Source organism: Psychromonas sp. (genome assembly GCF_047632995.1).
In the GTDB taxonomy this organism is placed as follows: Bacteria; Pseudomonadota; Gammaproteobacteria; order Enterobacterales; family Psychromonadaceae; genus Psychromonas.
Genome location: NZ_JBLIEK010000008.1, coordinates 1 through 13211 on the forward strand (window position 1 = coordinate 1; position 13211 = coordinate 13211).

Below are 13211 nucleotides of genomic sequence, written 5' to 3' on the forward strand. Positions count from 1 at the left end.
CTGTACAAGGTAAAGAGTAACAATGTGGAATATGAGAATGGAGCTAAATGATGAGTAAAAAATACAAGTATGGTTTGATAGCAATTATCATTGTCCTTGCCTTAAAAGGGGGCTGGCACTACTTAACGGTGACAGCGATCACCTACGGACCGTTTGAAATCCAGATTATGACGCCAGAGCCGATGGAAGATATAGTGGTAACACTGACTTATAACACGGCTCCGAACCATGGTGTTGACGATGATTATTACCATAAAGTGAGAGTGGTTAAGAGTGGCGAATGGGTGACCTTTCCTGCTGGTAAATTTCAATTGGGTGGCAAACCCAGCATGCTTGTGGGGGTATATCACCCCGAACTCTCGACTAAAACGCTGTCGCCGTTTGGTTCCGCGACCGTTAGACAACAGTGGGATGGTAACGGCATAAAATTTCCGCCACTTAAAGTAAAACGTTGGCAAGGTGAAGAGGTAAGAGCGCACCTAATGAGCATGAACCGTTCCTATCTAAAATATTTCCCGCTAGATGAGCGTAAAAAATTGCATAAGTATGCTGCTTTTCTGGAACAGCAAATAGATAACGTTAGTGATGATGTGAATGAAAGATATATCGGCTCTGCTCGCGACAGTTTAGAGCGATTTAAAGCGGCAACACAATGAGATATAAGATAATGGTTATAAAGATAAATAAGATAGTTTTTCTGGTTATACTCGTTATAAATGCTGTAATGCTTGCTGTTGAGAGAGCATGACTGCGAAACTTCGTTTCGGTTTCTCATCGTCTACACGCCGTCAAGGACGGAAGACCAACAAAGAAAGTTAAACCAAGCGCTTACAAGTGTAAGCTTACAAATAACCGATGCGGCTATCAAGATCACCGTGCAGAGAAAAACGGGCTGAAGCCCGCGCCCCGTTTTACCATCTACACGCCGTCAAGGGCGGAACTCCAACAATGAAAGTTACAGCAGACGCTACAAGCGAAAGCTTACAGATAACCTATGCAGCTGGAGCTGAGATTCCCGACAAAACAATTCGGGAATGACAGGGAGGGGATTCGGGAATCGTAATTGACGGTTGAGCCTCGTATTTTCTAACCTCAGCCAATACAGGGACGTAATGTCTGAGGTGGTGCGTTAAAAAGTGGTTGGGCAGTGCAAGATTAAAAAACGTCTCGGACGGCACTGTTAGTTATGCGGCAGCATAGTGGTACGAACAAAACTCTCTTTATCTTATTTTTCTTGCTGTTGAGAAGCATGACTCTCTCGAACTGCGAAACTACGTTTCGGTTTCTCATCGTCTACACTCCGTCAAAGGCGGAAGACCAACAATGAAAGTTACAGCAGACGCTACAAGCGAAAGCTTACAGATAAGCAATGCAGCTGGCGCGGGGATTCCCGACAAAAAAACTCGGGAATGACGGTGGGAAGTTTCTGGAACGAAAAGGAATATTAGGACACTCTCTTTTATTTCATAGAAAACTCACTCTCTTCAAATGCAAGCCAATGCGGCGCCGGTAAATTACGTACGTTTAACGGGTTATCAGAGATGATAAACGTGGCGCGATAAGTCAGCAAAAACCAAGCCTGCTTCGTTCAGCAAAGCCATTCAGCATGCAGTTTTTCACTGTCTCCTAAATAGTTTAATAACCAAATAACAGCAGGATTTAAACTATCGTTGTTCCATGCAAGACAGCAAGGGCTATTGGGATGTGGTTTGCTTAACGTGCGCGTAATCAGCTTCCCTTGTTCAACCAGTGGCCTGGAACGATGCGAGGGCATAATGCCAATTCCCAGTCCGGCAATAAAACACTGCTCTGCACTGTGCCAGTTGGGCACAACTAAACGTTTTTGATTGTCCAGCAGCCATGTTGTACGTTTCGGCAGCTTCCGTGAACTATCATCCAAACAGATACAGGGGTATCGAATTAAGTCAGTTTCCTCAAGCGGCTCAGGTAATTGAGCTATTGCATGATCTGCACTTACCACAAAGTTCCACGCAAGAGAGCCCATCGCGCGATAAGATATATTGCCAGAGATTGGGACCGAAGCCGTAGCACCAATGGCAATATCAGCTCGCCCGTCAGCCAAAGCATCCCAAACACCGTTAAAAACTTCCATGGTTAATAACAACTCAACATCAGGAAATTTATCGTAAAAATCTCTTACCAGCTGATTCACACTGGCTTCCCGAACCACATTATCAAGCGCAATTGAAACACTGCTCTGCCAACCGTTAGCAACCCGTTGAGTTTGAAATTTAACTTCATTCATTTGCTTCAATAGTAAACGCGCCTGCTCAACAAAATAATGTCCAGCAGGTGTTAACTTCACCTTACGGTGCAGACGTTTAAAGAGCAGTACGTTTAACTTATTCTCAATAGATTTAACCGTATAACTTATAGCACTCGGCACTTTATGCAGCTCATCGGCGGCAGCAGAAAAACTACCTCGTCGAGCAACGGCATCAATAACAACAAGATCTTGATTAGAAAACATACGCATCAGTTATTTTGAAAGGAATGGTGAAAACATACCGTTTCACAACGGTAAATAGCAAGCATAAACTAAATAAAATTCATTCTTTCAGAGGTAAAAATGACAAAAGAAAAATTCGTAATTCCCTATATCTGGTTAGCTGGTTTAAGTATGCTTGGGTTTTTGGCAACAGATATGTATCTGCCTGCTTTTGATATTATTCGTCAAGATTTGAACACCAGTGAACTGCTCATCGGTTGGTCTCTTGCTATATTCCTATTCGGTATGGCTTGCGGTCAGCTGGTATACGGTCCGCTAACAAAACAGTTCGGAAAAAAATTCGTTTTATGCAGCAGCTTGATAATTTTCAGTATTGGCAGCATCATTTGTGCATTTTCAAGCAGCATTGAAATTTTATTATTTGGCCGATTTATACAGGCAGTTGGGGCATGTGGTTCGACAATAATATGGCAAGCGTTTGTTATCGAAAAATATGATTCAAAAACCTCACAACGAGTATTTGCAACCATAATGCCGTTAGTTGCGTTATCACCAGCGCTCGCACCATTATTGGGAACCGTCCTTGAATCTCATTTTGGATGGCAGTCTATTTTTTATACATTAGTTGCAATTGGTGCCACTCTGATTATACGCAGCAGCTTCATTAACTTCTCTACACCTAAGGATCTGGCATTTCAACAAGCAGAGTTGCCATTAGCTGATACAAAGCCATTAAGTGCCTTGCAATCGTATAAGACAATTTTAAAATCAAAAAAATTCACTGGCAATATGCTTATTTATGCAGCCTGTTCAGCGGCCTTTTTTGCATGGCTAACGGGTTCACCTTTTGTAATGACTGCCATGGGATACTCTGGCGCGGATATCGGCCTAAGCTACGTGCCGCAAACCATTGCATTTATTATTGGCGGTTACACTTGCCGAGTTTTATTAAATAAATACGAAGGGGCGCAAATACTGCCGTGGTTAATAAAACTATTCATTATCAGTGTGCTGTTAATGTTTATTGTCGCAATGAACCATTCTGCAACTTCCATAGTTCCAGAGCTAGGACTTATGTGTTTCATGGCAATGGCGAATGGTGCGATATATCCGATTGTTGCTAATAATGCCTTATCTGATTTCAGAGAGCACAGCGCTTCAGCAGCCGGTCTGATGAATTTTTTACAGATGATGTTCTGCGTAGTTGCAAGTGCGCTAGTCTCAACCTTTATCAGTGATTATGGTTTAGTTGCAATGACAGCGGTGATGTTCATTCAGGTCCTCGTGGTGATATTTAGTTACCCGTTAATTGGCAAAAAAGTCACCATCGAGCAAGCAGCAGAGGCGCTTAATAACTAAATAAAAACTCCTATAAGCCACGAAGTATTGCGCCTCGCTGCTTATTTAGGTGTTGAACAAACCAAATAATGTCAGGCATCGGACGTAAAGGGGCATTGGCAGTTTTTAATAATTTAGCCGCTTGAATGTTGGCAATCTTTATTGCTGAGTCAGGGAACAAGTGCATTCCACGAGCATGGTCAGCATGGTGATGTGAGTAGATCACATGGGTGACCTATTCTTCTCAGTCCGGCCTGAAGGAGTTTGAGACTCTTTCAGGCCGGTGGTCGCTTAGTGGTTACTGGGCAATAGCAATATCGATGTATACCTCGGTGTCGGATACGCGGACGCCATTTGTTACAGTATCGATAAATGTATTATTGTCGGCAAGTGTAGCTCCAGAGCCTGTGTTGTCGGAATCAAGCAAGAACGTGATCCTCCAGGTACCTGCTTTTCCTGTCGTGATGTCAGCAGGAAGAGTATCGCTCTTGAGGTTCCAAACAAACCCGTAAGTGAAGTTACCTGCGACATTTATCTCTGCACCCAAGTTTCCTGGTCCGTCACCTCCCCAGAGATGCTGATCGTATAGCGGTGAGCCATCTGGCGTCCCGTTGCCATCCAGTTTCTGAATCGTCAGGTGGACATTCGAAGCAAACACGAATGCGCTCGAGTTGTCGTAGGTTGTTCCGTCTGTGCCAAACACCTCATTTAGTTTTGATCCATAGAGGGATTTCATCGTATAAGATGTCATGGGTGTGGCGAGCGCCTTGGAGAGCACCATCTCAATCCGGATCGTGGAATTTGCAGTCAGACTCTGACTGATCAGGTTGTCGCCCCATGCGGCATTAACAAGCTGATTTTCAGCTGCGCCATTTTCCCACTGCCCCTGCCACGTGCTGACCGTTTTTTGTTTCCAGTAGTCCACGCCACCTAGGACAAATATCGAGGTATCATCAAGATATGCCAGTGTAGTTACAGGGACTGTTTGACCCAGTAAACTTGCCACTTCTTCCGAGGATGGACGCAGACCCGTGTTGGTGTCAATCAACGCCAGGTCGGTCGTCCAGCCAGTGGAACCGGCGAGATCCGCAGCGCTAATGCCGATATCGTCAGCGAAGATCAGAGCGGCTGCAAAGTTGTTGCCGTATCCTTCGTCGTCACCGGTGCCCCCAGGAGGACCAATCGGCCTGAACTGGACTTCAAGAGTAGGCGTTTCACCACCCGCGTTCTTGGCGGCAACCACCCAATAGGTATCGTCATTCGACAGCCCGACATTGTCGGTGTATGTGTAGGTCGTTTCGCCAGCCACTGCAGGTACCGAAAAAATTTGATTGTCGTCCTGAAAAACATCGAGGGGCGCCGTGGAGCGGTAGATCTCATAACTGACCGGGTCACCTCCAGCTGCTGGTACCGACCACGACAGTTCCGCTGTCAAGAGGGCGTCCCCCGGTCTAGACACCGTGAAATTCGTTGGTTGTCCGGGTGCGGGCGGTAACATGACTTCAGCAGTGGGCGTTTCACCACTAGCGTTCTTGGCGGCAACAACCCAGTAGGTATTGACAATCGTTGTCTCGGCACTGTCGATGTATGTGTAGATCGTTTCGCCGGCCACAGCCTGTATCGAACCGATTTTATTGCTGTCCTGAAAAGCCGTGCCGGCTGTCGTAGATAGGTAGATCTCATAACTGACCGGATCTCCACCAGTTGCTGGTACCGACCACGCCAGTTTCGTTGTCAAGGGAACCCCCGTTCTTACCACCGTGAGATTCGTTGGTTCTCCGGATGCGGACAGCGGAGATGTACCATCATCGCTATCGCTGCTGCCGAAACAGCCGGTCAGGGCGAAGATGATGACGACGAATGCCGCGAGCGCAGCAACGACTGACAACATACGTCGCCACCCATACTGCGTAGTATCTACATAGGTAACATTTTTCATGACAATTCCCCATTTTGCTTCGTTAGTTTTAATTTAGTTACACAACTATCTGAATATAACACTAGACCAATAGATAAAATATTGATTAAATAATGACAAAAATAGATCAAGTTAATATGTGGGGCTGATGGGTGACCCCAATATTTCGCGGATGATATGTGACATGCAATTCCGGGCAGACTTTGCCTTTTGCCACAACAGAATGAACCAATAGAGTCAGATCTTTAATCTTGACTGTCAACGCAAAAACCGGGGCAGAGTAATACTAAAAGTGCATTCGAGTGCAGCTATAACTTTGGCTTATTAATAATTGTATTTTTTATGGTGCAGCTGAGATTCCCGATAAAACAACTCGGGAATGACGGGGAGGGGATTCTGGAATGGGAGAAAAGGTTTGGCTGTGCTGCTCTTCCTTTTCCTGCTTTTCTTCGTTTAACACTCTCGTTAACGGCTTGTTTCGCACAATCAACTAAAATTCGGTTCTGGACATTTCCCAATTTACTGAATATTTGAATTTATCACTGTGTGGGCGGTATCTTCGTGCATCGCTACACTTGGAATCACATTTTCCCAGCTACCGCCGCTATTATTTTTAATGGTTGAATCTTCGATGTGAATATCGCCAGAGTGATCATTGGTAACAAAGAAGATAGCGCTGCCATAAGAATTGACCTCATTGTTTTCAATGGAGGTTCCGAAGATGGACAACGTCATGGTGTTGCCGTCATTGTAAATAGCGCCGCCACTACCACCACCTGGAGTGCCGATTTCAGACGGGTTCCCTCCATTTCCGATAGCGCGATTGTATTGGAATGAGCTGTTGTAGATAGACCACGAAACACCGATGCTACTGATGGCTCCTCCGTTGGAGCATACATTGGCTAACTCACCAGGACCGCCAAAGGTACTGTTAGCAACATATACTGGAAGACCGTCGTATTGAGAGAATACACGTATGGCACCACCGCCCACATCGGGGCCAGTATCGGCGCAGGTGTTGGAGAAAAAATGACTATTAACGACTTTAAAACGGCCGCCGCGTACCCATATTGCTCCCCCTCCATCAAATTCGGTTTCATTGCGCGAATCACCATCTGTAAAAGTTAAATTTTGAATGGTGAGCTGCGGGTGATCCTGATTTTGACAATGGCTGGTGGTCCATTTTTGGGCTTCGTCACAAGTGTTCATATACAGAATACGTCGCTCACCTTGACCACTCAAGGCTACCTTTCCGCCGCCATCGATAACGATCTTGGGTCCAGTATCATTGACAATCTTGGCCGTTTCATCCATGGGAATACTTACTGGATCAGGACCGCACTCAAAGGTGATAACCCCTCCCTTTGCAATGGCGGTGACAACTGCTTCGCTGGTACAGCTTTGGGGCGTGCCGTTACCAATCACTGTGGTGGGGGATCTGACATCTTCTGCAAGGGCTGCATTGGGAACTAGGGTGTTTTCGTTGGGATTCTCGGTAGTGGGTAACTCATCAGTAAAATCTGTGTACTGGGGATGGGTTCGATCGCCGCTGTCCTCTCCCTTGCAGCCAATAAGCAATACGATGGTCACGCTAATAAGAACAATCTTTCCCAGAAATCTATACATGGTTGCATTCCTTGTTTCTTTTTATTATCAGGGCTATTTTGTATTGTACGATCATTCAAAGGTTAGCACCAAAGTGAGGACCGCCATACCTTTTTGACGGTTTGTGAATTTATACCTACTTTATAATTAGTGGTTTTAACAAAAGGATTGGCGGTCCTGTTTTTTTTGTTTGTTTTTAGCCAGCGCTGTCCTATCTAATGCAGAAGTAATTGATGTGTAATCGCCAGTTTTATTTTCTGCATTCATTACATTTCATCCTTTTCTGCTTTAACAAAAAGAGGTTTTTGATGTTGCGACAAAATCTGTTTTACTTGTTCGGCGAAATCTTGAGTCGACAATTCTGCATGGCCATAGGTTGAAAAACTTGCAAATAGATCCAACATAGAGCGATCTTCATACCAAATCCAGCTGGCAAGTTGCTGATCGTTGGTGGTATTAATAAGTTCAGCTTCAATTGTGATACCACCGTTATCTAATGGAGCAAAAAATGCCAGCATTGTTATTACATTGAGCGTTGGAGAGGAGGTATCTATATCACTCACGGTTAACCTTAACTCAACAGGTGAGGTTGACTCTGTATTAGCAAATGGCGCGAGTGAATTGCTCATTAATTGCTGCATCTTCTCTCTTTCATCCAACCAATCTTCTCTCACCTGAGATTGAGCTTCTGTGATAGATAGGGTAATAGGCATTACCCTTATGCAGCTAAATTCAGGCCACTGCGAGGCTGGTGCAACAAAACGAAATTGTCGGTCATCAACCTTTTGAAGCTGTTGATAGTTATCAATAAAACCTGTTTTAGTTGGCTGCATTGCTGAGCAGCCAGTTAATATAACTAACGCTATAGCAATAAAAACATGCTTCATATGTATCTCCTAATTAATTAAAAAAATATCGCTAATTGAGGACTGCCATACTTTTTTACCGTTGATCACTAGGGCGTTTTGATAAAAGGCTTGGCTCCTATTTTTCTGTTTCTATTTTTCTGTTTTTCTCTTGCTATTTTTCGGTTTTTCACCGCTATGAAAGGAGTTGATGAGTTGATTTTTTGGAGGAAAGGGCGCATTCCGACAGATAACTTTTGTACTATTTATCCCCATTTACATAGCTTTTTCCAACCGCAATCAACATCTTCCAGTGCCAGGCGCGCTTTTGGCAGGCCATTGTTATAGTCTTCGCCCTCCAGGTGATACCCGACATCCAGTGCTACTTCGCACACGTATCCATCAAGATCTTCTTTAAAAATTTCGCCAATCAGCTGGGAATCGACGCTTTCCATTGGGGGTGAATCAAGAATCTTTTAACTGATTCATTTTTTTCCTTTAATTTTGAGGGTAATTGTCAATGTTAAAAATACAGCTGTTTCAATATCAGCTGCAAACCTTAGTGATTTTTTACATCAATAAGATCAAAATTAACTTTACTTGAATAAACTGTACTGTACAGTACAGTTTCTTGCAGGTAAAGTCACTAACAAAGGTTTTTAAATGAAGAAAACAGCAATCGCGTTAACGTTAATTCTGGCAGCTTTAGTAGCGGCCTGCGTTTCAATTTACCAACCGGATAGGGTAACGACAGATAACGCCTACGTGCAATCTGATGTGACTGCAATATCTATCGAGGTAAGTGGTCAGGTAAATAATATATTTGTGACTGATAATCAATGGGTAAATAAAGGTGATCCGCTATTTTCTATCGATAATATGGATTTTTTAGCCAACCAGCAGATTGCCAGATCGACACTTGAAGTTGCAAAAGCGGCACTGACAGCTAACCAAAGCCAAAGCGATATGCAGCAAATAAAAATTGCACAAGCACGGCAGACTATTCACAGCTCTGCGGCGAATGCCGAGTATCAGCGTGCAGAGTTAAAACGCTATGCAAGCTTACTTAAAAAGCACTCTGTCAGTACCAATCAATTTGAAGCTCAAAGAACAAGTTCAATTGCCATGGATAGTAGCTTAGAAACAGCGAAGTTAGGGTTGTCGGCAGAGCAAAAACAATATGAGACTTTATCGGCGCAGAGACTGCAATTAACAGCGCAACTGAAACAGGCGCAGGCTAATCTTCGTTTAGTTAATATCGCATTAGATCGCACCATCGTGAGTTCACCTTTCGATGGTTATGTGGCTAACAGGCAAGTTCAAATCGGTAAATATATTATGCCCGGAATGGGGCTACTGACCATGGTGCCGGACTACATCTGGGTTGAAGCTAATTTTAAAGAGACTCAGCTTAAGCATCTAATGAAAGGGCAGAGTGTGGACGTTATTTTGGATATGTTTCCAGACAGAATTTTGCATGGCCGAGTTGCTTCGATTACACCGGCAACGGGTGCACAATTTAGTCTCTTACCGCCACAAAATGCAACGGGTAATTTTGTAAAAGTAGTGCAGCGGGTGCCTGTACGTATTGAGCTTGATATTCCTGCTGATTTAAAACAACGTGTTTATCCGGGGTTATCTGCTGAAGTTTCTATCCATATTCAGCAGCAAGGTTAACTTTTATGAATAAACGCACTTCTTTGCTGTTATTGCCGCTGTTTTCTGATGAAATTTCTACCGACACTCACTCAGCAGCAAGGTTAACTTTTATGAATAAACGCACTTCTTTGCTGTTATTGCCGCTGTTTTCAGATGAAGTTTCTACCGACACTCACTCAGCAGCAAGGTTAACTTTTTATGAATAAACGCACTTCTTTGCTGATATTAGCGCTGTTTTCTATGGCTGCCTATGGCCTCAGCACGGTTATGTTTAATGACCTATCCTATGAAATGGCTGCTTCTATCGGTTTCTCTATTGATGAAATGTCCCAAGTTAAAGTCGGCTTTACTATTTTTCAGGTATTGGGCCTGCTATTAACGCCACTGTTGATTCGCTTATGGGGCACTTCTCGCGCTTTGCTGATCTCCTTGCTGGTGGGACTTTTTGCTAATCTCGCGCTGGCGATGGCACCATCCAATGAATTGATTTTTATTATTGCGTGGCTGGCCAGCGGATTTATGCTCAGTGTGTTGCTTGCCGTGGTGAATTTACTGGTACTTAACGATTTTGCAGCAAGAGTGCTGCCGGTTATTATTGCGCTTATGCTTATTTTTACAACCTTGCTGCCGCTAGGTGGATATCCCTGGCTTACCGCAGAGCTGTTGGAGAGCTTTAGCTGGTCACTCTTTAGCATGGTCTTAACATGGCTGTTCTTCGCTGCATTAGTGATTAGTTGTGTGTTTCCGCCGAAACCTTTGCAGATTGAACTTCAACCTAAATCAAGTCTTGTTGTGTACCTGTTTATTGCTTCGGCAATCAGTTTGATTGTGTTTTTGTTAATGCGCGGTGATTATTATAACTGGCTGGATTCAGTATTGTATTCAGAGCTAACTGTTATTGCCGTAATACTGTCGCTATCGGCAATTTACCTGTTAGTGAGAACGCGTGGCAAACGGCGCAGCGCAGCAATGCAACTGCACAGCCAATTAAAGATAAATGTTTTTATGTACAACGCTTTTTTAGCGGGCTTTGCCGTTTCGGGCAGCACTATTCTGTTTTCTAATTTCTTAGGGAAAGTACTCAATTACAATAGCTTGAACGCGGGTTATGCTTATTTGCCCTCTTTTTATGCGATGCTTGCAGGTATGATCTTGAGTGTTTTGGTGTTTTGTTATCGACGCCCGCTAAGTGATGCGGTGGTTCCATTTGGGGTGGTGATGATTTTGCTTTCAGTTTACACTTTTAGCCAACTGCCGAGTAATGTCGACCCCGAATCGTTGTTGCGGCCTATGCTGTTGCGCGGGTTTGGTATTGGTTTACTCAACGTCTCAGTAACAATATCGGTTCTGATGCATTTCAAGGTGGATCAGCGCATTGAAGGTATTTGCAACTTCTATCTATTTAGAACCATGGGGAGTTTAATCGGCGGGGCATTCTTTTCCCGAGTGATTCAAAACCAGAGTGCCCAGGCTGCCGGTGAAATCGGTCGAACATTAGACGCTGCCAGTCGCGGTTTTAGGTTTTATCAGCAGGCGCTTGGAGATGCAATTCTGACTCAGGGGCATCTATCCACATTCCCCATTGAAATGGGGCAAATAACTAATCGGGTCACCGAGCAAGCGACAACCTTGGCATTGAATAACACTTTGATCGTGTTTATTTTATCGATATTTGCACTGGCACCGATCTTACTGATCGGTAAAAAATTAGCTGAAAAACAGTCGACAACTTGATAGATGGTGATTAACACGGTTTTTTATTTCTGATAAAGAGATAGAAAAGTACTTACCGCCTTTTTTATGTGTTGACGTAATTGCTCATCACCGGGCAACTCAAGCCCTAATAATGCCAAGTTCTGGTAATCGAGTTTGATCAGTGACAGCAGTTGGGCACAGGCCAGATCGGCATCTTCTATATGTAACGATTGACAGGCTTCGCTGGTTTTCAGAAACTCAATCAAATATTGATGAATACGTAAAGGCCCGGTCTGCCAGAATTGCAGAGGTACCGAGTCATGCTTATTAAAATCGGCTGCAATAATACGGAATAGCCCGAGTATGGTGCTCGTACATATGCCTTTTAGATACTTAATTGCAAAGTGTTCGAGGGTCACCTGTAAAGGTTCATTGTGCTTTTCAGTTAACTGAAATACAGACTCTAAACTGCTTTTCGTATTGTGTGCCAGTACTTCAACAAAAAGTCCTTCCTTATTGGAAAAATAACGATATAAGGTTTGTTTTGAACCGCCGCAGATTGCCACAATTTGATCCAGTGATGTATCTTTATAGCCCCGTTCGATAAATAATTCAGTTGCTACCTCAATAATTTTAATTCTTTTTTTCTGAGTTGAATCGCGCATGTAAAAACCTAACCATAAACAAAGTGTACTGGATAGTATCATTTTTAAAGCTGTCATTAATTACTTTTTGACGATCAACAGACAAGCAGATTTTTCCCCTGCGTATCAGGCAACCAGAATTAAAGGGCAATGCGCACAGCTAAAATTAACTATTGGTAATAATGAGATAAATGCGTTTATCATGACCGGTAGTCGCAAAGCAGAGATTTATATAAGTTCAAAGCATTTGTTGTTAGTATTTTATTAGGCAGCAATAGCAACCATAAAAAATGGAGTGAAATAGATGTTAAATATGAATTTTGACAAAAAAATGGCTATTCAAACCGATTTTCAACCCTGGGTTGCCAGTCCATATTCAGGTGTTTGGCGTAAGCCCTTAGCCCGAGAAGACGCTGAAAGAGGGCATGCAACCAGCTTAGTTAAGTTTGACCCGGGTGCCAGTTTTAAAGAGCATGATCATCCTTTGGGTGAAGAAATACTGGTGTTGTCAGGTATATTCTCTGATCATACTGGCGACTATCAAGCGGGTAGTTACTTTCGAAACCCTGAAGGATTTAGACACGCGCCTTTTAGCAAAGAAGGCTGTGTTATTCTGGTGAAATTACATCAGTTTCAACCCGGTGATAATGAGCATGTGGTTATCAATACGCAAAAAACAGCCTGGTCACCCGGAATAGGTGGTTTGCAAGTGATGCCTCTGCACCATTATAAAGGCGAATCGACAGCGCTGGTTAAATGGCCTGCAGGAGAACACTTTCAAACGCACCGTCATTTTGGGGGAGAAGAAATATTTGTTATCAGTGGTGAGTTTATTGATGAGTATGGTCGTTATCCCCAAGGAACCTGGCTTCGCAGTCCACACTTAAGCGAACACTGTCCTTATGTTGAACAAGAAACAGTTATCTTGGTGAAGGTAGGGCACTTATAAACAGTGCTGCTAAGCAACTATCAGTCAGCTTGGCAACACTCCAATTATTTTTTTAGATGCCTTTTTAGCGCCTCGATAAACTTCAGAA

Annotated in this window: 12 protein-coding genes; 6 read left to right on the plus strand and 6 right to left on the minus strand. The window is 43.6% G+C overall.

Going from position 1 to position 13211, the window contains the following annotated elements; genetic code table 11:
* Positions 1-47: 47 nt before the first annotated feature.
* A complete protein-coding gene (locus ACJAT7_RS02785) occupies positions 48-656 on the plus strand; it encodes a hypothetical protein (protein ID WP_415225273.1) in 609 nt (202 codons plus the stop codon).
* Between the two features lie 932 nt (positions 657-1588).
* Here ACJAT7_RS02785 and punR read toward each other — a convergent pair.
* Entirely contained in the window at positions 1589-2491 is a 903-nt protein-coding gene (gene punR / locus ACJAT7_RS02790) for a DNA-binding transcriptional activator PunR (RefSeq protein WP_415225274.1), read from the minus strand.
* Between the two features lie 99 nt (positions 2492-2590).
* On the opposite strand from punR, the gene punC reads away from it, so the two are divergent.
* The gene (gene punC / locus ACJAT7_RS02795) at positions 2591-3829 is read left to right on the plus strand and encodes a purine nucleoside transporter PunC (RefSeq protein WP_415225275.1); all 1239 of its coding nucleotides are present in this window, start codon (positions 2591-2593) and stop codon (positions 3827-3829) included.
* Positions 3830-4106: 277 nt separating this feature from the next.
* On the opposite strand, the gene ACJAT7_RS02800 is transcribed toward punC, so the two are convergent.
* The 4 genes from ACJAT7_RS02800 to ACJAT7_RS02815 form a co-directional block, all read right to left on the minus strand.
* On the minus strand, positions 4107-5747 hold the full coding sequence (locus ACJAT7_RS02800; RefSeq protein WP_415225276.1) for a hypothetical protein: 1641 nt from the start codon (positions 5745-5747) through the stop codon (positions 4107-4109).
* Positions 5748-6245: 498 nt separating this feature from the next.
* Entirely contained in the window at positions 6246-7352 is a 1107-nt protein-coding gene (locus ACJAT7_RS02805; protein WP_415225277.1) for a hypothetical protein, read from the minus strand.
* Between the two features lie 245 nt (positions 7353-7597).
* Positions 7598-8218, minus strand: coding sequence for a DUF3313 family protein (locus tag ACJAT7_RS02810; RefSeq protein WP_415225278.1), 621 nt, complete (start codon positions 8216-8218; stop codon positions 7598-7600).
* Between the two features lie 224 nt (positions 8219-8442).
* A complete protein-coding gene (locus tag ACJAT7_RS02815) occupies positions 8443-8631 on the minus strand; it encodes a hypothetical protein (RefSeq protein ID WP_415225279.1) in 189 nt (62 codons plus the stop codon).
* Positions 8632-8839: 208 nt separating this feature from the next.
* Here ACJAT7_RS02815 and ACJAT7_RS02820 point away from each other — a divergent pair, with 208 nt between their 5' ends.
* The 3 genes from ACJAT7_RS02820 to ACJAT7_RS02830 are packed head-to-tail and all read left to right on the plus strand — an operon-like array spanning position 8840 to position 11569.
* Positions 8840-9853, plus strand: coding sequence for an HlyD family secretion protein (locus ACJAT7_RS02820; RefSeq protein WP_415225280.1), 1014 nt, complete (start codon positions 8840-8842; stop codon positions 9851-9853).
* 5 nt (positions 9854-9858) lie between these two features.
* Complete coding sequence (locus ACJAT7_RS02825; RefSeq protein WP_415225281.1) at positions 9859-10041, plus strand: hypothetical protein; 183 nt, start codon at positions 9859-9861, stop codon at positions 10039-10041.
* The gene (locus ACJAT7_RS02830; RefSeq protein ID WP_415225282.1) at positions 10034-11569 is read left to right on the plus strand and encodes an MFS transporter; all 1536 of its coding nucleotides are present in this window, start codon (positions 10034-10036) and stop codon (positions 11567-11569) included. Before ACJAT7_RS02825 ends, ACJAT7_RS02830 begins: the two co-directional genes overlap by 8 nt.
* Positions 11570-11592: 23 nt before the next feature.
* On the opposite strand, the gene ACJAT7_RS02835 is transcribed toward ACJAT7_RS02830, so the two are convergent.
* Positions 11593-12195, minus strand: a complete 603-nt coding sequence (locus ACJAT7_RS02835; RefSeq protein ID WP_415225283.1) for a TetR/AcrR family transcriptional regulator — start codon at positions 12193-12195, stop codon at positions 11593-11595.
* A 283-nt stretch (positions 12196-12478) separates the two neighbouring features.
* Between ACJAT7_RS02835 and ACJAT7_RS02840 the strand changes: the two genes are divergently transcribed.
* On the plus strand, positions 12479-13123 hold the full coding sequence (locus ACJAT7_RS02840; protein WP_415225284.1) for a cupin domain-containing protein: 645 nt from the start codon (positions 12479-12481) through the stop codon (positions 13121-13123).
* The last annotated feature ends 88 nt before the right edge of the window (positions 13124-13211 follow it).